Below are 18,851 nucleotides of genomic sequence, written 5' to 3'. Positions count from 1 at the left end.
GTATTTCGGGAAAATGTTGTGGTTATTACTACATTTTTCCTTGAGTGATGCCTTGAAAAAAGGTATTTGTAGCTTAACTTGATAAAAGAACAAACATCATGCCTTCGATAACCGTAGAACCCTGCACCTTTGCCCTGTTTGGCGCCTTGGGTGATCTGGCGCTGCGCAAGTTATTTCCTGCCCTCTATCAACTCGATGGCGCCGGGCTCTTGCACGACGACACCCGCATCCTGGCCCTGGCCCGTGAAGCCGGGACCGAGCAACAGCACCTGGCCCATATCGAAAAAGAACTGCGCAACTACGTCGGCAAGGAACTGGACGAGACCATCGCCCAGCGTTTCCTGGCGCGCCTGACCTACGTTCACGTGGACTTCAAGAACGCTGACGACTACCTCGCCCTGGCGGAAAAAGTCGGCAGCGAGCAACGCCTGATCGCCTACTTCGCCACCCCGGCGGCGGTGTACGGCGCGATCTGCGAAAACCTGGCCAAGGCTGGCCTGGCGGAAAACACCCGCGTCGTGCTGGAAAAGCCCATCGGCTCGGACCTGGAATCCTCGCGCAAGGTCAACGACGCCGTGGCGCAGTTCTTCCCGGAGAACCGCACCTACCGCATCGACCACTACCTGGGCAAAGAAACCGTCCAGAACCTGATCGCCCTGCGTTTCGCCAACAGCCTGTTCGAAACCCAGTGGAACCAGAACTACATCTCCCACGTGGAAATCACCGTGGCCGAGCAGGTCGGTATCGAAGGTCGTTGGGGCTATTTCGACAAGGCCGGCCAGTTGCGGGACATGATCCAGAACCACCTGCTGCAACTGCTTTGCCTGATCGCCATGGACCCGCCGGCCGACTTGTCCGCCGACAGTATCCGTGACGAGAAGGTCAAGGTGCTCAAGGCCCTGGCGCCCATCAGCCCGGAAGGCCTGACCACCCAGGTGGTGCGCGGCCAGTACATCGCCGGCTACAGCGCGGGCAAGCCGGTGCCGGGTTACCTGGAAGAAGAGAATTCCAACACCCAGAGCGACACCGAAACCTTCGTCGCCCTGCGTGCCGATATCCGCAACTGGCGTTGGGCCGGCGTGCCGTTCTACCTGCGGACCGGCAAGCGCATGCCGCAAAAGCTGTCGCAGATTGTCATCCACTTCAAGGAACCGTCCCACTACATCTTTGCCCCCGAGCAGCGCTTGCAGATCAGCAACAAACTGATCATCCGCCTGCAACCGGACGAAGGTATTTCCTTGCGCGTGATGACCAAGGAGCAAGGTCTGGACAAGGGCATGCAACTGCGCAGCGGCCCGCTGCAGCTGAATTTTTCCGACACCTATCGCAGCGCACGGATTCCCGATGCCTACGAGCGGTTGTTGCTGGAAGTGATGCGCGGCAATCAGAACCTGTTTGTGCGCAAAGATGAAATCGAAGCCGCGTGGAAGTGGTGTGACCAGTTGATCGCCGGCTGGAAAAAATCCGGTGATGCGCCCAAGCCGTACGCGGCGGGTTCCTGGGGGCCGATGAGCTCCATTGCACTGATCACGCGGGATGGGAGGTCGTGGTATGGCGATATCTGATTTGAAACTGCCCCAGGGCGTCACGCCCCATGAGTACCGCACGCCGGTGCTGTTGGCGGAAGACCTGGCCAATGACGTGGCCGAGCAATTGCGCGCGGCCATCAGTGCCCGTGGCGAAGCGACGTTGGTGGTGTCCGGTGGCCGTAGCCCCGTGGCATTTTTCCAGCACCTGGCCAAGCAGGGCCTGGACTGGTCCAAGGTGACCATCACCCTGGCCGACGAACGCTGGGTGCCGGTGGAACACGCCGACAGCAACGCGGGCCTGTTGAAGCAGCACCTGCTGCAAGGTCCGGCGGCCAAGGCCAAGTTCCTCAGCCTCTACAGCGCTGCGGCGAACCTGGAAGACGCTGCCTTGCAGGCCGATCGCCTGCTGGCTGAATTGCCGGCGATTGACGTGCTGGTGCTGGGCATGGGCGATGACGGTCACACCGCGTCGCTGTTCCCCAACAGCCCGAACCTGGCCGAAGCCTTGAAGCCCGACGGTACCCGCCGTTGCTGGCCGATGCTGGCGCCGACCGTGCCACACCAGCGCCTGACCATGAGTCGCGCACTGCTGGCCACGGCGACCTACACCGTGCTGTCGATTTCCGGCAGTTCGAAATTGACCACCTTGAGCGCCGCGCTGGCCAGTGACGACGTTGCTGCCATGCCGATTCGCGCGTTTTTGCAACCTACATTAGAGATTTACTGGTGCCCATGAGCCAAGGATCAGCCGCTATGAAAAGCCCTCAACCGACCGTGTCCATGGCGGATAAAGTTGCCTTGATCGACAGCCTCTGCGCCAAGGCGCGGATCCTGCCGGTGATCACCATCGCCCGCGAACAGGACATCCTGCCGCTGGCCGATGCCCTGGCAGCCGGTGGTTTGACCGCATTGGAAGTGACCCTGCGTTCCGAGTTCGGCCTCAAGGCCATTCAGGTCCTGCGCGAGCAGCGCCCTGAACTGTGCACCGGTGCCGGCACCGTGCTGGATCGCCATATGCTCGAAGCGGCGGAAGTGGCCGGTTCGCAATTCATCGTCACCCCAGGCATCACCCGCGACCTGCTGGAAGCCTCGGTCCACAGCCCGATCCCGCTGCTGCCCGGCATCAGCAATGCGTCCGGGATCATGGAAGGTTATGGCCTGGGTTACCGCCGCTTCAAGCTGTTCCCGGCCGAAGTCAGCGGCGGCGTCGCGGCGATCAAGGCCCTCGGCGGCCCGTTCGGCGAAGTGAAATTCTGCCCGACTGGCGGCGTTGGCCCGGCCAATATCAAGAGCTACATGGCGTTGAAAAACGTGATGTGCGTGGGCGGTAGCTGGATGCTTGATCCTGAGTGGATCAAGAACGGCGACTGGGCACGTATCCAGGAAGTCACCGCCGAGGCGCTGGCGCTGCTGGACTGATTTATCGAATCGTTGTTGCTGTGCTTAACGGCATTTTTGGCGGTGCACTTGGTCGGTGTACCGCTTTTTTTTGCCTGAAAATTACCGCTAAGCAACTGTGGGAATGATCAATGTGGGAGCTGGCTTGCCTGCGATGGCGGTCTGTCAGCCAATACAAGGGTGACTGAGCTACCGCTATCGCAGGCAAGCCAGCTCCCACAGTTTTAATCGGTGTTTAGCTCGGTGATGGCGTTGACCAAGACATTGATATCCGCCGCCGAAGTGACCAACCCTGGCGTCACCCTTATGCAGGTGCCAAACGCCGCGCCCACTCGGGTGGTGGTGAACAGGTCGTACTCCTTGAGCAAGCGATCTGCCATCACCTGCTGATCCCGCCCGACAAACTTGAACGCCGTAATCCCGCAATACAGCCGTGGATCATCCGACGTCAGCACCTCGATTCCCGCCAACGGCCGCACCTGGCTCACCCACAGGTCCCGCAGGTAATTGACCCGCGCACCTTTGGCCGCCGAGCCGCCCAAGGCACGATGCTCCTCAAACACCAGCGGCAACGTCATCAGCGCCGGAAAGTTCGGCGTGCTGTAGGACGTGCGTGCGCGTACGTCGCTGATGGGGTAGTGAAACTCGCCCATGTCCGGGTCGATGTCGGCCAGGCGCTCGGGGGCGATGTACAGAAAGCCCAGGGTCAGCGGCGCGCCGATCCATTTATGCAGGTTGAAACCGGCGAATTGAATGCCCAGTTCGGCGAGGTTGAAGTCGATCTGGCCCAGGGCGTGAGCACCGTCGAGGATCACGTCCACGCCGTGTTCACGCGCGGCCTTGGCAATCGCTGCAACGGGCATCACCAGGCCGGTGCGATGGGTGACGTGGGTCAGCGCCATCAGCTTTAAACGCGGGTACTGGGCGAAGGCATCACGATAAGTCTGCACCAGGCTGTCGAAACTGGCCGGGTGTGCGTGGGACAGTTCGATCACCTCCACACCGCGAACGCCCGCCAACCAGCGCATGGCGCCTTTGACCGTGTCGTACTCCAGGTCACTGATCAACACCTGGTCACCCGGTTGCAGGCGGTTGTAGTTGCGGATCAGCGACTGCAAGGCTTCGGTGGCGTTGCGGGTGAAGGCCACGGACTCTGGGTCGGCATTGATCAGCTCGGCCAGTTGGCGGCGGATCTCGAGGTTTTCGCCCTGCTCGAAGCGCTGGCGTACATACAGCGAGTTGCTGCGGTTGATAAACGCCACATGCTCCAGGTACTGCGCGCGCACGACGCGGCTCATACGGCCGAAGTAGCCGTTTTCCAGGTTGATCGGCCCGGGCTCCAGCTCATAGCGCTGGGCAACGGTGTGCCAGTGGTGTTCGTTATCGGCATTCCTTGGCATGGCAGGGCTCTTAATGGCGAGGGGCGGGTTTGCCGTGTTTGGCGCGCAGCGGTTCGAGCAATTCGGCGAGGCCGTTGCTGTCGATTTCCTGCATCAGGGCCAGCAGCCCCCCCAGCTCGCCGTGGGGGAACCCTTCACGGGCAAACCAGTTCAAGTAGGGGCCGGGCAGGTCGGCGATGATCCGCCCTTTGTACTTGCCGAAAGGCATTTGGCGGGTGATCAGCAGTTCGAGTTTTTCGGGGTTCATGGGACTTCAGACGATTGAGTCGAGACCCTGGAAAATACAGGCATTCTGCATGAAGGCCAATTGACAGATCATGCAAATAACGTACATACAGATGGTTCAATTTATCGTAACTAATTGAAAATAAAGACTAATTTGTTTTTTGAAAACCTGGCACGGGCGCTGCAACCATTAAGACAACCTTCTAACCCGTACAAGGAATTGAAAAATGACTGACATCAATAAAGAATCGATCTCCGTACTGAACGACCTGATCGAGACCAGCATCGACGGCCAAAAGGGTTTCAAGGAGTGTGCTGAAGATATCAAGCACCCAGAACTCAAAGCCCTGTTTGCCAAGCGTTCCGCCGATTGCGCCACTGCCGCCGCCGAGCTGAAAACCGCCGTGCGTGCCTTGGGTGGTGATCCGGAAGATTCCGGCAGCGTTGCCGGCGCACTGCACCGTGGCTGGGTCGACGTGAAGTCGATGCTCACCGGTAAAGATGAAGAGGCTGTCCTGAACGAAGCCGAGCGCGGTGAAGACCACGCGTTGAAGGCTTACAAGGAAGCGATCGAGAAGATCAACAAGCACAACCTGCTGGGCATTCGTGACCTGGTTGAGCGTCAGTACCACGGCGTCCAACGCAACCACGATCAGGTGAAGGCACTGCGTAACCAGGCTCGCGCCCAGTCGTAAGCCTTACCCGGTAACAAATGTGGGAGCGGGCTTGCCCGCGATAGCGATCGATCAGTCAATACACCTGTGACTGACAAACCGCCATCGCGGGCAAGCCCGCTCCCACATTTGGTTTTGTATGAATCTTTGGATCGAGATCAGCCAATGCTGATCGGCGGCAATTCAGTCAGCGTTACCACCTGCTGCTTACGTGGCGCCAGGATCTCTGCTTCGCCATCCACCACCAACTCATCGCGCTGGTTGAACACGCGAGTGGCAATGCGCACACGGAACTTCGGCAGTTTTTCGAGGATTTCCAGGCGCACGGTCAGGGTGTCGCCAATTTTTACCGGCTTCTGGAAGCTCATCTGCTGGCCGATATAGATAGTGCCCGGCCCAGGCAGTTCGCAGGCCACGGCCGCGCTGATCAGGGCGCCGCTGAACATGCCGTGGGCGATACGCTCCTTGAACATGGTCGCCTTGGCGAACTCGGCGTCCAGGTGCACCGGGTTGTGGTCACCGGACATCGCGGCGAACAGCTGGATATCGCGCTCTTCCACCAATTTGCTGTAGCTGGCGGTCTGGCCGACTTCGAGGGCTTCGTATGGGGTGTTGGTTACCTGGGTCATCTAAAGGTGCATCCTGTGGCTAATCGGTCATTTAATCGGCTGATTTTAAAGCAAAAATTACTCGCAGCGGGCCGGCCTGTGCAGGGTCAGGGCCTGGTCGAGCCACGTCAGCACATCCGCGGTGACTTCCTCGCGGTTGGTTTCGTTGAACACTTCATGGCGCGCCTGCGGGTAAATCGTCAGCTGTACCTGCTGGCAGCCGGCCTCGCGCAGGGCGTTGGCCAGGCCTGTGAGACGCTTGCCCTCACTCACCGGATCACATTCGCCGCCGGTCACCAGGATCGGCAGGCCCGGATCGATCTGCGCGAGATTGGACGCTTTACTGATCTGCTGCAAGCCGCCGAGCAGGTCGATCCACAGCTGGTTGGTGCAGCGGAAACCGCAGAGTGGGTCGTTGATGTACTTGTCCACCTCATCCGGGTCGCGGCTGAGCCAGTCGAAGGCGGTGCGGTTGGGCTTGAACGCTTTGTTGAATGAACCGAACGACAGGAACTCGATCAGCGCACTGCGCCCGCGCAAGCCCTGGCGCGCCCGCTCGATGCGCGCGATCAGCCGCGCGGCACGGTACAGCGCCACTGGCTGGAAATTCGAACCGCTGAGAATCGCCCCGTCCAGGCTGGCACTGTGGTGCAACAGGTAGGCCTGGGCGATATAGCTGCCCATGCTGTGCCCCAGCAGGATGATCGGCAGGCCCGGCTGCTGCTGGCCGATGTGCTGGTTGAGGCTGGCGAGATCGCCCACCACTTTGTTCCAGCCATCTTTTTCGGCGTACAGGCCCAGGGTGCCTTCGTCGGCGGTGCGGCCGTGGCCGCGCTGGTCCAGCGCATACAAGCCGTAGCCCGCCGCACACAAGGCCGCCGCCAGGTGCGCATAACGCCCGCTGTGCTCGGCCATGCCGTGGGACAGCATGATCATCGCCTTGGCCTGGCCTTCCGGCAGCCATTGATTGACGTACAGGCGGCTGCGGTCATTCGCGGTCAGCCAGAAGGTGCTGTGGTTCATGGCGCTTCCTTTGCTCGGGGTCGATGCAGTGTATAGCTCATCGGTGGAGGGGCGGGGTATCTGCCTACGCGTCAGGGGCAAGATTCATACAATCAATGACAGGGTTTGGCATATTTGCCAGTTTGGCCATAACTGCTAACGTCCCCCAAGCTCCGCTTTATATAGCACTGCAAAAGCGGCCGGACACACTCAGGTAAGAGGACAAGAATAATGCAACCTGATTTCTGGAATGACAAACGCGCCGCAGGCGTCCCCAATGACATCGACCTCACGGCCTACAAGTCGGTGATCGAAGTCTTCGAACGTTCCTGCAAGGCCTTTGCCGACCGTCCGGCGTTCAGCAACATGGGCATCACCCTCACGTATGCCGAGCTGGAGCGCCAGAGCGCGGCGTTCGCCGGCTACCTGCAACAGCACACCGACCTCAAGCCCGGCGAGCGCATCGCCGTGCAGATGCCCAATGTGCTGCATTACCCGATTGCCGTGTTCGGCGCCTTGCGCGCCGGGCTGATCGTGGTCAACACCAACCCGCTGTATACCCCGCGTGAGATGCGCCACCAGTTCAAGGACGCCGGTGTACGTGCCCTGGTCTACCTCAACCTGTTCGGTTCGCGGGTGCAGGAGGTGTGCGGCGACACCGAGATCGACTACCTGATCGAAGCCAAGATGGGCGACTTCATGCCCGCCGCCAAAGGCTGGCTGATCAACACCGTGGTGGACAAGGTGAAGAAGATGGTCCCGGCCTACAGCCTGCCGCGGGCCGTTTCGTTCAAGCGTGCCTTGCGCATGGGCGCAGGCCTTGGCGTGACCCGTCATCCGGTGACCCTGGATGATATCGCCGTGCTGCAATACACCGGCGGCACCACCGGTTTGGCCAAGGGCGCGATGCTCACCCACGGCAACCTGGTGGCGAACATGCAGCAGGCGCGGGCGTGCATGTCCCAGGTCACCGACGACGGCCAGCCCCTGGTGCGCGAAGGGCAGGAAGTGATGATCGCGCCGCTGCCGCTGTACCACATCTATGCATTCACGGCGAACTGCATGTGCATGATGGTCACCGGCAACCACAACGTGCTGATCACCAACCCCAGGGACATCGGCGGCTTTATCAAGGAGTTGAAGAAGTGGCGGTTCTCCTGCCTGCTGGGGTTGAACACGTTGTTTGTGGCGCTGATGGACCACCCGGACTTCAAGACCCTGGATTTCTCCCACCTGAAGATCACCAACTCCGGCGGCACGGCACTGGTCAAGGCCACGGCTGAGCGTTGGAAGGCGCTGACGGGCTGTTCCATCGGCGAAGGCTACGGGCTGACGGAAACTTCTCCGGTCGCCAGCACCAACCCCTACGGCAGCCAATCGCGGCTGGGCACCGTGGGCATCCCGGTGCCGGGCACGGCGATGAAAGTGATCGATGATGAAGGCCGCGAGCTGCCCCTGGGCGAGCGCGGCGAACTGTGCATCAAGGGCCCGCAGGTGATGAAGGGTTACTGGCAGCAGCCGGTCGCCACCGCCGAGACCCTTGACGCCGAAGGCTGGCTCAAGACCGGTGACATTGCGGTGATCGACACCGATGGCTTTGTGAGCATTGTCGACCGTAAGAAAGACCTGATCATCGTGTCGGGCTTCAACGTGTACCCCAACGAGATCGAAGACGTGGTGATGGCGCACCCGGCGGTGGCCAACTGCGCGGTGATCGGCGTGCCGGACGAGCGCACGGGGGAGGCCGTGAAGCTGTTCGTGGTGGCGCGCGCCCACGGCGTGAGCCTTGAGGAATTGAAGGCGTACTGCAAGACCAACTTCACGGGGTACAAAGTGCCCAAGCATATTGTGTTGCGTGAGTCGTTGCCGATGACGCCTGTAGGGAAAATCTTGCGACGGGAACTGCGCGACATCGCCTGATGTGAAATGCGCTAAACAATGTGGGAGCTGGCTTGCCTGCGATAACGGTGTTTCAGTCACTGGATGTATCGACTGATGGACCGCTATCGCAGGCAAGCCAGCTCCCACATTGTCTTTTGTTGCCCTGGAAAGTGCATTCCAGAGCCTTTTGCAGGGGTATTTCAGGGTTGTTTATAGTGTGACCAAATATTGTAGGACAGTCGCGAATATGACTGTGGGGCCCGCGTTTGGCTCTAGGCGGCCCTTGGCAAAGCTGCTACTCTCGGCGCGCTTTGTGACGTCTCGGCCTGCTTGAAAGCGCCAGATTCACCTAAAAAAACATACACCAATAATAATCGCATCAAATGCGATGATGAATTCGCGTCGCTGAGGAGTGGGCTTCCATGAACGAAGACTTTTGGAAGGATAAGTACCCCGCCGGGATTGCTCCAGAGATCAATCCAGACGAGTATCCAAATATTCAGGCGGTACTGAAGCAGTCCTGCCAGCGCTTCGCCAACAAACCGGCTTTCAGCAACCTGGGCAAGACAATCACCTACGGTGAGTTGTACGAATTGTCCGGCGCGTTCGCCGCGTATCTGCAACAGCACACCGACTTGAAGCCCGGCGATCGCATCGCCGTGCAGTTGCCCAACGTCCTGCAATACCCGGTCGCCGTCTTCGGTGCCATCCGGGCTGGCCTGATCGTGGTCAACACCAACCCGCTGTACACCGCGCGGGAAATGGAACACCAATTCAACGACTCCGGCGCCAAGGCCCTGGTCTGCCTGGCCAACATGGCGCACCTGGCCGAAAAAGTCGTGCCCAAGACCGCCGTCAAGCACGTGATCGTCACCGAAGTCGCCGACCTGTTGCCGCCGCTCAAGCGCTTGCTGATCAACAGCGTGATCAAGTACGTGAAGAAGATGGTCCCGGCCTATCACCTGCCAGACGCGATCAAGTTCAACGACGTGCTGGCCAAGGGGCACGGCCAACCGGTCAGCGACGCCAGCCCGGCGAGCGGCGATGTCGCGGTCCTGCAATACACCGGCGGCACCACCGGCGTGGCCAAGGGCGCGATGCTCACCCACCGCAACCTCGTCGCCAACATGCTGCAATGCAAGGCGCTGATGGGCTCCAACCTCAATGAGGGCTGCGAGATCCTGATCACGCCGCTGCCGCTGTACCACATCTATGCGTTCACCTTTCATTGCATGGCGATGATGCTGATCGGCAACCACAACATCCTGATCAGCAACCCGCGCGACCTGCCGGCGATGGTCAAGGAACTGTCGAAGTGGAAGTTCAGCGGCTTTGTCGGCCTGAACACGCTGTTCGTGGCGTTGTGCAACAACGAGGCGTTCCGCAAGCTGGACTTCTCGGCGCTGAAAGTCACCCTGTCGGGCGGCATGGCCCTGCAACTGGCGGCCGCCGAGCGTTGGAAGGCCGTGACCGGTTGTGGCATCTGCGAAGGCTACGGCATGACCGAAACCAGCCCGGTGGCCACCGTGAACCCGATCCAGCATATCCAGGTCGGCACCATCGGCATTCCCGTGCCGTCCACCGTGTGCAAGGTCATCGCCGATGATGGCAGCGAGTTGCCGCTGGGCGAAACCGGCGAGCTGTGCGTGAAGGGCCCGCAGGTGATGAAGGGCTACTGGCAGCGCCAGGACGCCACCGACGAGATGCTCGACAGCGAAGGCTGGTTGAAGACCGGCGACATCGCGATCATCCAGCCGGACGGCTACATGCGCATCGTCGACCGCAAGAAGGACATGATCCTGGTCTCGGGCTTCAACGTGTACCCCAATGAGCTGGAAGACGTGCTGGCCGGCCTGCCGGGCGTGCTGCAATGCGCGGCCATTGGTGTGCCGGACGAGAAGTCCGGTGAGATCATCAAGATCTTCATCGTGGTCAAGCCGGGCGCCACCTTGACCAAGGACCAGGTGATGGAGCATATGCGCGCCAACGTCACCGCCTACAAGGTGCCCAAGCTCGTGGAATTCCGCGATGCCTTGCCGACGACCAACGTGGGCAAGATCCTGCGCCGTGAGTTGCGTGATGAAGAGCTGAAGAAGCTCGGTCTCAAGAAGTAACCCAATAAAAAACCCCGCGAATGCGGGGTTTTTTATTGCCTGCTGATTCCCACGATTGGATTGGAATGCAATCCCATGTGGGAGCTGGCTTGCCTGCGATAGCGGTATATCAGTCACTTCTTCAGAGACTGACCCACCGCTATCGCAGGCAAGCCAGCTCCCACACAAGCCAATCGGCCACAGATTTTGGGCCGGGTTTTTACAGGGCAAACTGCGCGAAGCTGATGCCCGCACCCGCTGGCCGCACATCCTTCAGGAACGAATCCTTATCCGCGCTCAACTCCAGGGTGATCTCCGGCTTGCGCTTGTTCGCATTGCGCACCACCAAGCCTTCGATGTGCTCACGCAGGAACACGGTCGGCACCTTCAGGTGCAGCAACTGGTCAGTCTCGGCGTTGTGCATCAACAGGTGGATCCACTCGTACTGGCCCACGCCGATACGCACCACCGGCAGGTCGAACCACCAGATGTTGCGTCGGCTGTCCAGGTCAGTGAAGTGGCAGTTGTTGACGCCGAGTACGGCACCGCCCAGTTCGGTGTTTCTGCGGGCGATGGCCTGTGCTTTATTGAGTTTCATAACCTTCCTACGGGATCTGTTATTCAGCGTTATAGCCTGAATGTGCCGGGCATTCTCGTGGGTTGGCCGCAAAACATAAAGCCAAACCTGCGCCTGGCGATGAAATGCCCATCGAAAAATAATTGAAACTCTGCCGGACAGCGCCGGGTCAATCTCTAGGTAATGACCAAAACCCTTGAATGTTCTATCGGAGAAATACCATGGGCAGCACAGCGGATAAGGCAAAAGGTTTGAAAGACGAAGCCGTCGGCAACATCAAGCAAGGCATCGGCAAAGTCACCGGCAACGACAAACTGCACGCTGAAGGCGTGGTGCAGGAAAAGAAAGGCCAGGTCGAAAAAGCCATTGGCGACACCAAGGACGCCGTCAAGAAAGCCGTCAAATAGGCGGGTACTTGAGCAGCGACAGCGGCCATCCACGGATGGCCGTTTTTTTGTCACCGGATGCAGTTAAAGTTTCGAAATTGTTTCAAGGTCGCCAAATAAGCTACCTTGTTGTAGAAAACGGCCCCTGAGTCGCCCTTGAACTCAATCTTTTTGCGGCGAAAGGAGACGCTATGATTTTTCCGGTCCTCAACGGCCTCAAGCTCCACAAAGTACTGGTGCGCACCGTCAAAGAGTTTGTCGATGACGAGATGTCCACCTACGCCTCGGCGTTGGCCTACCAGATGCTGTTCTCGCTATTCCCCTTCCTGCTGTTCCTCATCGCCCTGATCGGTTTCCTGCACCTGCCCGACTTCTTCACCTGGCTGCGCTTGCAGTCGGAACTGGTGTTGCCGCCCCAGGCCCTGGAGCAGGTCAACCCGGTGATCGACCAGTTGCAGCAATCCAAGGGCGGCCTGCTCTCGGTAGGTATCGTGATTGCCCTGTGGACCGCATCGGCCGGCGTGCGCCTGATGATGAGCGCGATGAACGCCGCCTATGACGTGGTCGAAGGCCGGCCGATCTGGAAGCGCTTCCCGCTGTCGATTTTCTACACCGTCGGTATCGCCGGCATGTTGCTGGCCGCCGCCGCGCTGATGGTGCTCGGTCCGCAAGTGATGGAGTGGCTGGCCGGGCAGATCGGCATGCAGGAATTCGTGGTCACCCTGTGGACTATCCTGCGTTGGCCGCTGATCGTGGTCCTGCTGATGTTCGCCGTGGCCCTCATGTACTACGTGATGCCCGACGTGAAGCAGAAATTCCGCTTTATCACCCCAGGCTCGGTGTTGGCGGTGGTGGTGTGGATCGTCGCGTCCCTGGGTTTTGGCTACTACGTGAAAACCTTCGCCGACTACAACGCCATGTATGGCAGTATCGGTGCGATCATCGTGTTGCTGCTGTACTTCTATATTTCCGCCGCGGTGCTGTTGCTGGGGGCGGAGATGAATGCCGTGATCGAACACATGTCGGCCGAAGGCAAGGCGCCGGGGGCCAAGGATTTCGATGAGCCGCCGCAGGAAAAACAACACGTCTCGGGCCTTGGCCGGGACCATTCCAAGCCCACCACTGATGAAGTCTGATCGATGATCCGTGAAATCCTGAAAATGGGCGACGAGCGCCTGCTGCGCATCGCGCCACCGGTGCCCCCGGAGATGTTCGACAGCCCCGAGCTGTGGCAATTGATCGATGACATGTTCCAGACCATGGAACACGTCGGCGGTGTCGGCCTGGCCGCGCCGCAGATCGGTGTTGACCTGCAACTGGTGATCTTTGGTTTCGAGGCCAGCGAACGCTACCCGGACGCGCCGCCGGTGCCGCAGACCATCCTGATCAACCCGCTGATCACGCCGTTGAGTCCGGTGCTGGAAGAGGGTTTCGAGGGTTGCCTGTCCGTGCCCGGTCTGCGCGGGGCGGTGGACCGCTACCAGCAGATCCGTTACGAAGGTTTTGATCCCAAGGGTGAGCCCATCGTGCGCATTGCCGAGGGTTTCCATGCGCGGGTGGTGCAGCATGAGTGCGATCACCTGATCGGGCGGCTGTACCCGTCGCGGATCACCGATTTCACCAAGTTCGGCTTTATCGAAGTGATGTTCCCCGACATGGACCCCACGGCCGACGCCTGATTTTCAGGTTCACTGAGATCAAAACTGTGGGAGCTGGCTTGCCTGCGATAGCGGTAGATCAGTCACTGAAGCTGTGACTGTCAGACCGCTATCGCAGGCAAGCCAGCTCCCACATTGGTTCTGTGTTGAGCCTGTTTATTTGGCAGGTTTGACGAACCGCAACGTCATCCGATCCGACTCGCCAATCGCCACATACCTGGCCTTATCCTGCTCCCCCAGCCGCAACGTCGGCGGCAACGTCCACACTCCGGCCGGGTAATCCTTGGTGTCCTTCGGGTTGGCGTTCACTTCACTCTGCGCCGCCAGCTTGAACCCGGCATCGGTGGCCAGTTTCACCACCTGGGCCGTGGTCAGGTAACCCGTGTCCTTGATCGCCGCAAGATGCGCCCCGTCCTTCGCCCGGTGATCTTCCACCCCCAGCACGCCACCCGGTTTCAACACGGTGTAGAACGCACTGAACGTGGCCGGCGCGGTGCCTGCTTCCACCCAGTTATGCACGTTGCGAAAGGTCAGCACTGCATCCGCCGAACCCGGCGGGCCAAACACCGGCGCCTTGGGCTCGAACTCGACCACCTGGGCCTTGCCATACCGCGCCGGGTCTGCCGCAAACTTCTTCTGCAGGTTTTCTGCGGACGTGCGCGCGTAGGCACTGCTGTTCGCGGCCTGTACGGCGGCGATGTAGTGCCCGTGGTCGTTGAGCAACGGCGCCAGCAGTTCGCTGTACCAACCGCCGCCGGGGGTGATTTCGATCACCGTCTGTTTGCCGCCCAGGCCGAAAAACGCCAGGGTCTGCTGCGGGTGGCGATACCCGTCGCGGGCGCTGTTGGCCGGGTCGCGCCAACTGCCGGCGAGCACGCTGGCGTACTGCTGGGCGCTGATGGGCGCGTCGGCGGCCTGGCTGAACGTCGGGAGGAGGAGGGCGGTAAGGGACAGCACTGCAAACGTCGTTTTCATGATCATCCGAAAAGTGGGCCACTGTGCCGCCGAGGCTAGCATGGGCCCCCTATCGGCCGATCACACATTATCCGAGGTCGACCGCACCAAACGTTCTAAGCCCATGGCGATCATCGGCTTGTTGCGTTTGTAGCGCACCAGCCGTTCGCTGAGGGATTGGGGCAGCAGCGTGTCCTGGGTAAAACCCATGCGCTGGTACAACCCTTCCAGGTCGGGATGGCACAGCAGCCACAGCGTGCCGTCGCCATCCGCAGCCGCCGCAAGAATCAACTTCGCCGCCAACCCCTGGCCGCGATACGCCGGGTCGACAAATACCCCGGTCAACCATTGCCCGCCCACCACGGGCGTCAGGCACAAGCCGGCGACGATCTCGCCATCGCGCGCGACCCACAAGCGCCCGCCCTTGAGCGCCTTCATCGACGAATTGTGGCTGCGATAAAACTTGTTCAGCAGCGGCCACAGGGGCTCTGCCAGCAGATCGATGGTCAACTCGGACATGGTGTTCAGGAGGTGTGGGAAAGGGGGCGCGATTATAAGCGCCTTCTGCCGGGCAATAGGTGGTATACCCACTGTTACATTCACTGTCAGTGGAGCATGCATCATGGCCAAAGGTATGGATTCAAAGAAAGCCGCGAAGAAAAAACCGGCAAAGACCGCCGATGAAAAACGCGCCGACAAGAAAGCCAAGAAGTCCGAGAGCGGCCTGTTCGGCCATTGAGTTCCAAGCTTAGAAGCAAATGATCTGCAAGATTTTCCCGCGCCAATGCACAGAGCAGGAAACACCTGCTCTGAGCTGACGATGGCCCATTACCTTGACCCGATCCAACGCCAGGAAATCCAAGCCCTGGCGCACAGTTTCACCGCCAAGACCGAATGGCCGACCTGGCTGCTGCTGATCGGCGTGTATGCCGGCTGGTTTGCCGTGATCCTTGGCAGCCATTGGCTGGGCCTGTGGCTGAGCACGCTGTTGCTGATTCCCGCTGGTGACCCTGTGGTTGTCGGTGCAGCACGAATTGCTCCACGGCCATCCAACCCGCTCGCTGCTGCTCAACAAACTCCTCGGTTACGCCCCGTTTGCCGTCTGGTATCCCTACACCCTGTACCGCGACAGCCACCTGCTGCACCACAACGACGACGACCTGACCCTGCCGGGCATCGACCCGGAAAGCCGCTACCTCAACCAACAGCAGTGGGACACCAGCTCGCTGTTCGACCGCGGCGTACATTGGTTGACCAAGACCCTACTCGGCCGCTTCCTCTTGGCGGCGCCGTTGTCGATAACGCGGCTGGCGCGCCATGAGTGGCAGCGCCTGCCCCAGGCCTGGCCGATGTGGCTAGCCCATGGCGCCATCACCTTGCTGATGCTGGCGTTCATCGCCCACTTCAGCGCACTGTCGGTGTGGCAGTACCTGCTGCTAGTCAGCGTGCCGGCGCTGTCCCTGGCGTCGATCCGTTCCTACTATGAACATCGCCCGCACCCGCAACCCGAGCAACGTAGCGTGCTCAACGAAGCGGCCTGGCCCTGGTCCTGGTTGTTCCTCAACAACAACCTGCACCTGGTGCACCACGACTTGCCGAAGCTGCCCTGGTATTTTCTGCCGACGGTCTACCGTGCCCGCCGCGAGCAATGGCTGGCGCGCAGCGGTGGTTTCCTGGTGCGGGGCTATGGGCAGTTGATAAGCCGCCACGGCCTCAAGGCCATCGATAGTCCGCGCCACCCTTTTGCGTGAGAGACGAGCATGAGTGAGCACTACGCCGAGCTGCTGATGTACGTGGCGCCCGAGCCAATCCAGCAGGCCAACCAGCAGTGGCTGGCGCGTCTCTTCGAACGGCTGGATCTCAAGCGTCGCAACGCCGATCATCTGGACCTGCGCAGCCTGTGGCTCGCCCCCGAACTGCTTGTGAGCCAAACCTGCGGCTATCCGCTGATGACCCAGCTGCACGGCCAGGTCCGCGTCATTGGCCGTCCCCGCTATGAACTGGCCCACAGCAGCCAGGGTGAACATTGCAGCCTGCTGCTGACCCAAGCCGACAACCCGCGCACCGCCTTGGCCGAGTTCTACAACAGCCGTGGCGTGATCAACGGCCACGACTCCAACAGCGGCATGAACCTACTGCGTGAACGCCTTGCGCTTTTACAACGCGCGGGGCGCTTCTTCGCCAGCATCGCCATCAGCGGCGCCCACCGTGAGAGCTTGCGCTGGCTGCGGGAAAACCGCGCCGACCTCGCCGCCATCGACAGCGTCACCTACGACTACCTCGCGCGTTTCGCCCCTGACGAAGTGGCAGGGCTGCGCCTCGTCACCCGTAGCGCACCAAGCCCGACGCTGCCCTATATCGGCCCGCTGGGCTTGAGCGATGCGCAGGTCGCGAGGATTCGTGAGGCGATGAACCTGGCGTTGGGGGATCTGCCGCAGGTCGTGGAAACCCTGGGCGTACGAGAAGTCCTCGCGGCCAGCGAAGACGACTACCAAGTGCTGCTGGACTATCAGCAGCAAGCCGCCAGTGTCGGCTACTCGGTGCTTAAATAAGGTTATATAAAAATGCCTTTTAAATATTATTAATGAATAAGCAGCCTTGCTAGGATCGCCCCACCGGAACACCGGACATAACGTGCAACCTACTCAGATGGAGCCACTATGTCCGGCGCCGACAGTTCTCACAGCGATTACGTGGGCGGATTGTTCCGCAGCCATTACGACTGGCTGTGCAGCCGCCTGCACCGCCACCTCGATTCCCGCGCCCATGCCGAAGACATTGCGGCCGACACCTTCGTCCAACTGCTGACGTCGGCGGACCGCCTGCCGATCCGCCAACCCCGCGCCTTGCTCACCACCATTGCCCAGCGCCTGATGTACCAGCTGTGGCGCCGCCGTGACCTGGTGCGCGCCCACCTGGACGCCCTCGATCACGACGAGACCTGCAGCGCACCGTCCCCCGAAGACCTGGCGCAAACGCTCGAAGCGTTGCAAGCCATCGACCAGTTGCTCGACCGCTTGCCGGCCAAGGTCAAGGCGACCTTCGTGCTGTCCCGGCTCAATGGCCTGACCTACCCGCAAATCGCCGCCGAACTGGGCATTTCCCAGCGCTCGGTGAGCGACTACATGGCCCGGGTCTTCAACAACCGCCAAGCGCTTAGTTATGACTTGTAAAAAAACTGGAGATCACACCGATCCAGTGTGGGAGCTGGCTTGCCTGCGATAGCGCGGGGTCAGCCAATGAGGATGTTGGATGTGCTGGCCTCATCGCAGGCAAGCCAGCTCCCACATTGGATTTCCTGTGTGTTTGGAAATTGATTCAACATGAGGTCCTGCATGAAAAGACTGAAAACCCTGCTGGGCGGCTCGCTGCTCGCACTGACGCTATTGGCCCCGCCGACACACGCCGCCGCGCCGATCCACTTCGGCGACATCACCTGGGAAAGCGGCAGCCTGATCACCGAAGTCCTGCGCCGTGATCGTCGAAAAAGGCTACGGCCTGCCCACCGATACCCTACCCGGCAGCACCGTAAGCCTCGAAGCCGCCCTGGCCAAGGACGATATCCAGGTGATCGGCGAAGAGTGGGTCGGGCGCAGTCCGGCGTGGGTCAAGGCTGAAAGCGAAGGCAAAGTGTTCGGCCTCGGTGACACGGTCAAAGGCGCCACCGAAGGCTGGTGGGTGCCCGAGTACGTGATCAAGGGCGACGCGGCGCGCGGCATCCAGCCCCTGGCGCCGGACCTCAAGTCGGTGGCCGACCTGGCGCGCTACAAGGACGTGTTCCGCGACCCCGAAGACCCGAGCCGCGGGCGCTTCCTCAACAGCCCCACCGGCTGGACCTCGGAGATCGTCAACAGCCAGAAGATCAAGGCGTATGGCCTCACCGACAGCTTCGTCAACTTCCGCACGGGCTCCGGCGCGGCGCTGGATGCGGAAGTGGCCTCGTCAATCCGGCGCGGCAAGCCGGTGTTGTTCTACTACTGGTCGCCGACGCCGCTGCTGGGGCGCTTCAAGTTGATCAAGCTGGAAGAGCCGGCGTTCAACGCCGACGCCTGGAAGACCCTGGCCGACGCGAAAAACCCCAACCCCATCGGCACCCGCTCGATGCCGGCGCAACTGGCGATTGGCGTGTCGGCGCCGTTCAAGGCGCAGTATCCGCAACTGGTGAGTTTCTTTGAAAAGGTCGACCTGCCGATTGATCTGCTCAACGGCATCCTCGCGGACATGAGCGAGAAACGCACAGCGCCGCGCCAGGTGGCTTTGGCGTTCCTCAAGGAGCAACCGCAGGTGTGGCAGCAGTGGGTGCCGGCAGAGGTGGCAGCCAAGGTCAACGCCGCGCTCTAAGCCGAACCCACAAAATTCAACAGTGGGAGAAGACTTATGTGGGAGCGGGCTTGCCCGCGATTGCGGTACATCAGTGACAGATGAGTCGGCTGACAGGACGTCATCGCGGGCAAGCCCGCTCCCAC

At 60.6% G+C, this 18,851-nt stretch carries 19 protein-coding genes and 2 pseudogenes; 13 read left to right on the top strand and 8 right to left on the bottom strand.

Annotation, left to right across the window (positions count from 1 at the left end):
- Nucleotides 1–98 precede the first annotated feature (98 nt).
- The 3 genes from zwf to PSH87_RS21850 are packed head-to-tail and all read left to right on the top strand — an operon-like array spanning nt 99 to nt 2,948.
- Nucleotides 99–1,565 (top strand): glucose-6-phosphate dehydrogenase, encoded by a 1,467-nt coding sequence (gene zwf, locus PSH87_RS21860; RefSeq protein ID WP_017735660.1) that lies wholly within the window; start codon nt 99–101, stop codon nt 1,563–1,565.
- Complete coding sequence (gene pgl / locus PSH87_RS21855) at nt 1,552–2,265, top strand: 6-phosphogluconolactonase (RefSeq protein ID WP_305431094.1); 714 nt, start codon at nt 1,552–1,554, stop codon at nt 2,263–2,265. Before zwf ends, pgl begins: the two co-directional genes overlap by 14 nt.
- Before the next feature lie 17 nt (nt 2,266–2,282).
- Nucleotides 2,283–2,948, top strand: a complete 666-nt coding sequence (locus PSH87_RS21850) for a bifunctional 4-hydroxy-2-oxoglutarate aldolase/2-dehydro-3-deoxy-phosphogluconate aldolase (protein ID WP_017735662.1) — start codon at nt 2,283–2,285, stop codon at nt 2,946–2,948.
- 203 nt (nt 2,949–3,151) lie between these two features.
- On the opposite strand, the gene PSH87_RS21845 is transcribed toward PSH87_RS21850, so the two are convergent.
- Nucleotides 3,152–4,327, bottom strand: coding sequence for an aminotransferase class V-fold PLP-dependent enzyme (locus tag PSH87_RS21845; RefSeq protein WP_017735663.1), 1,176 nt, complete (start codon nt 4,325–4,327; stop codon nt 3,152–3,154).
- 10 nt (nt 4,328–4,337) lie between these two features.
- Entirely contained in the window at nt 4,338–4,574 is a 237-nt protein-coding gene (locus PSH87_RS21840; RefSeq protein WP_017735664.1) for a DUF3820 family protein, read from the bottom strand.
- 205 nt (nt 4,575–4,779) lie between these two features.
- On the opposite strand from PSH87_RS21840, the gene PSH87_RS21835 reads away from it, so the two are divergent.
- Nucleotides 4,780–5,247, top strand: a complete 468-nt coding sequence (locus tag PSH87_RS21835) for a PA2169 family four-helix-bundle protein (RefSeq protein ID WP_010208206.1) — start codon at nt 4,780–4,782, stop codon at nt 5,245–5,247.
- Between the two features lie 137 nt (nt 5,248–5,384).
- Here PSH87_RS21835 and PSH87_RS21830 read toward each other — a convergent pair whose 3' ends face one another.
- The gene (locus tag PSH87_RS21830; RefSeq protein ID WP_017735665.1) at nt 5,385–5,855 is read right to left on the bottom strand and encodes a MaoC family dehydratase; all 471 of its coding nucleotides are present in this window, start codon (nt 5,853–5,855) and stop codon (nt 5,385–5,387) included.
- A 57-nt stretch (nt 5,856–5,912) separates the two neighbouring features.
- Nucleotides 5,913–6,857 carry an alpha/beta hydrolase gene (locus tag PSH87_RS21825; protein WP_017735666.1) on the bottom strand — a complete coding sequence of 315 codons (945 nt, stop codon included), beginning with the start codon at nt 6,855–6,857 and terminating at the stop codon, nt 5,913–5,915.
- A gap of 210 nt (nt 6,858–7,067) precedes the next feature.
- Here PSH87_RS21825 and fadD2 point away from each other — a divergent pair, with 210 nt between their 5' ends.
- Together fadD2 and fadD1 are read left to right on the top strand one after the other, a co-directional pair.
- Nucleotides 7,068–8,756: a long-chain-fatty-acid--CoA ligase FadD2 gene (fadD2, locus tag PSH87_RS21820; protein ID WP_305431091.1), complete on the top strand. Its 1,689-nt coding sequence runs from the start codon at nt 7,068–7,070 to the stop codon at nt 8,754–8,756.
- Between the two features lie 383 nt (nt 8,757–9,139).
- On the top strand, nt 9,140–10,831 hold the full coding sequence (fadD1, locus tag PSH87_RS21815) for a long-chain-fatty-acid--CoA ligase FadD1 (protein ID WP_017735668.1): 1,692 nt from the start codon (nt 9,140–9,142) through the stop codon (nt 10,829–10,831).
- A 199-nt stretch (nt 10,832–11,030) separates the two neighbouring features.
- Here the strand turns inward: fadD1 and PSH87_RS21810 are convergent, their stop codons facing one another.
- Nucleotides 11,031–11,408 carry a hypothetical protein gene (locus PSH87_RS21810; protein ID WP_017735669.1) on the bottom strand — a complete coding sequence of 126 codons (378 nt, stop codon included), beginning with the start codon at nt 11,406–11,408 and terminating at the stop codon, nt 11,031–11,033.
- A 200-nt stretch (nt 11,409–11,608) separates the two neighbouring features.
- Here PSH87_RS21810 and PSH87_RS21805 point away from each other — a divergent pair, with 200 nt between their 5' ends.
- From PSH87_RS21805 to def, 3 genes are all read left to right on the top strand, one after another.
- Entirely contained in the window at nt 11,609–11,794 is a 186-nt protein-coding gene (locus PSH87_RS21805; protein ID WP_017735670.1) for a CsbD family protein, read from the top strand.
- A 170-nt stretch (nt 11,795–11,964) separates the two neighbouring features.
- Entirely contained in the window at nt 11,965–12,909 is a 945-nt protein-coding gene (locus tag PSH87_RS21800) for a YihY/virulence factor BrkB family protein (RefSeq protein ID WP_017735671.1), read from the top strand.
- Nucleotides 12,910–12,912: 3 nt separating this feature from the next.
- Nucleotides 12,913–13,452, top strand: a complete 540-nt coding sequence (def, locus tag PSH87_RS21795) for a peptide deformylase (RefSeq protein WP_305431086.1) — start codon at nt 12,913–12,915, stop codon at nt 13,450–13,452.
- A 135-nt stretch (nt 13,453–13,587) separates the two neighbouring features.
- On the opposite strand, the gene PSH87_RS21790 is transcribed toward def, so the two are convergent.
- The 3 genes from PSH87_RS21790 to PSH87_RS21780 form a co-directional block, all read right to left on the bottom strand.
- Nucleotides 13,588–14,406 carry a class I SAM-dependent methyltransferase gene (locus tag PSH87_RS21790; RefSeq protein WP_305431084.1) on the bottom strand — a complete coding sequence of 273 codons (819 nt, stop codon included), beginning with the start codon at nt 14,404–14,406 and terminating at the stop codon, nt 13,588–13,590.
- 60 nt (nt 14,407–14,466) lie between these two features.
- A complete protein-coding gene (locus PSH87_RS21785; RefSeq protein ID WP_017737642.1) occupies nt 14,467–14,904 on the bottom strand; it encodes a GNAT family N-acetyltransferase in 438 nt (145 codons plus the stop codon).
- Between the two features lie 229 nt (nt 14,905–15,133).
- On the bottom strand, nt 15,134–15,346 hold the full coding sequence (locus tag PSH87_RS21780) for a hypothetical protein (RefSeq protein ID WP_305434385.1): 213 nt from the start codon (nt 15,344–15,346) through the stop codon (nt 15,134–15,136).
- Between PSH87_RS21780 and PSH87_RS21775 the strand changes: the two are divergent.
- The 4 genes and pseudogenes from PSH87_RS21775 to PSH87_RS21760 all read left to right on the top strand — a co-directional run bounded on the left by PSH87_RS21775 (nt 15,251) and on the right by PSH87_RS21760 (nt 18,726).
- A pseudogene (locus PSH87_RS21775) lies at nt 15,251–16,136 on the top strand (fatty acid desaturase). The gene PSH87_RS21780 and the pseudogene PSH87_RS21775 sit on opposite strands and share 96 nt — an antisense overlap.
- 9 nt (nt 16,137–16,145) lie before the next feature.
- On the top strand, nt 16,146–16,937 hold the full coding sequence (locus PSH87_RS21770) for a phosphate/phosphite/phosphonate ABC transporter substrate-binding protein (protein ID WP_305431081.1): 792 nt from the start codon (nt 16,146–16,148) through the stop codon (nt 16,935–16,937).
- Nucleotides 16,938–17,045: 108 nt separating this feature from the next.
- Nucleotides 17,046–17,558, top strand: coding sequence for a sigma-70 family RNA polymerase sigma factor (locus PSH87_RS21765; protein WP_305431080.1), 513 nt, complete (start codon nt 17,046–17,048; stop codon nt 17,556–17,558).
- Between the two features lie 162 nt (nt 17,559–17,720).
- Nucleotides 17,721–18,726: pseudogene (locus PSH87_RS21760) on the top strand (ABC transporter substrate-binding protein).
- The last annotated feature ends 125 nt before the right edge of the window (nt 18,727–18,851 follow it).

Source organism: Pseudomonas sp. FP453, from assembly GCF_030687495.1.
Lineage (GTDB): Bacteria > Pseudomonadota > Gammaproteobacteria > Pseudomonadales > Pseudomonadaceae > Aquipseudomonas.
This window is presented reverse-complemented; position numbering and strand designations above follow the sequence as displayed.

What these genes read in the sequence shown, in the direction of transcription:
- zwf (WP_017735660.1), top strand. Translation starts at nt 99, where the DNA reads ATGCCTTCGATAACCGTAGAACCCTGCACCTTTGCCCTGTTTGGCGCC.
- pgl (WP_305431094.1), top strand. Translation starts at nt 1,552, where the DNA reads ATGGCGATATCTGATTTGAAACTGCCCCAGGGCGTCACGCCCCATGAG.
- PSH87_RS21850 (WP_017735662.1), top strand. Translation starts at nt 2,283, where the DNA reads ATGAAAAGCCCTCAACCGACCGTGTCCATGGCGGATAAAGTTGCCTTG.
- PSH87_RS21845 (WP_017735663.1), bottom strand. Translation starts at nt 4,327, where the DNA reads ATGCCAAGGAATGCCGATAACGAACACCACTGGCACACCGTTGCCCAG.
- PSH87_RS21840 (WP_017735664.1), bottom strand. Translation starts at nt 4,574, where the DNA reads ATGAACCCCGAAAAACTCGAACTGCTGATCACCCGCCAAATGCCTTTC.
- PSH87_RS21835 (WP_010208206.1), top strand. Translation starts at nt 4,780, where the DNA reads ATGACTGACATCAATAAAGAATCGATCTCCGTACTGAACGACCTGATC.
- PSH87_RS21830 (WP_017735665.1), bottom strand. Translation starts at nt 5,855, where the DNA reads ATGACCCAGGTAACCAACACCCCATACGAAGCCCTCGAAGTCGGCCAG.
- PSH87_RS21825 (WP_017735666.1), bottom strand. Translation starts at nt 6,857, where the DNA reads ATGAACCACAGCACCTTCTGGCTGACCGCGAATGACCGCAGCCGCCTG.
- fadD2 (WP_305431091.1), top strand. Translation starts at nt 7,068, where the DNA reads ATGCAACCTGATTTCTGGAATGACAAACGCGCCGCAGGCGTCCCCAAT.
- fadD1 (WP_017735668.1), top strand. Translation starts at nt 9,140, where the DNA reads ATGAACGAAGACTTTTGGAAGGATAAGTACCCCGCCGGGATTGCTCCA.
- PSH87_RS21810 (WP_017735669.1), bottom strand. Translation starts at nt 11,408, where the DNA reads ATGAAACTCAATAAAGCACAGGCCATCGCCCGCAGAAACACCGAACTG.
- PSH87_RS21805 (WP_017735670.1), top strand. Translation starts at nt 11,609, where the DNA reads ATGGGCAGCACAGCGGATAAGGCAAAAGGTTTGAAAGACGAAGCCGTC.
- PSH87_RS21800 (WP_017735671.1), top strand. Translation starts at nt 11,965, where the DNA reads ATGATTTTTCCGGTCCTCAACGGCCTCAAGCTCCACAAAGTACTGGTG.
- def (WP_305431086.1), top strand. Translation starts at nt 12,913, where the DNA reads ATGATCCGTGAAATCCTGAAAATGGGCGACGAGCGCCTGCTGCGCATC.
- PSH87_RS21790 (WP_305431084.1), bottom strand. Translation starts at nt 14,406, where the DNA reads ATGAAAACGACGTTTGCAGTGCTGTCCCTTACCGCCCTCCTCCTCCCG.
- PSH87_RS21785 (WP_017737642.1), bottom strand. Translation starts at nt 14,904, where the DNA reads ATGTCCGAGTTGACCATCGATCTGCTGGCAGAGCCCCTGTGGCCGCTG.
- PSH87_RS21780 (WP_305434385.1), bottom strand. Translation starts at nt 15,346, where the DNA reads ATGGCTGCCAAGGATCACGGCAAACCAGCCGGCATACACGCCGATCAG.
- PSH87_RS21770 (WP_305431081.1), top strand. Translation starts at nt 16,146, where the DNA reads ATGAGTGAGCACTACGCCGAGCTGCTGATGTACGTGGCGCCCGAGCCA.
- PSH87_RS21765 (WP_305431080.1), top strand. Translation starts at nt 17,046, where the DNA reads ATGTCCGGCGCCGACAGTTCTCACAGCGATTACGTGGGCGGATTGTTC.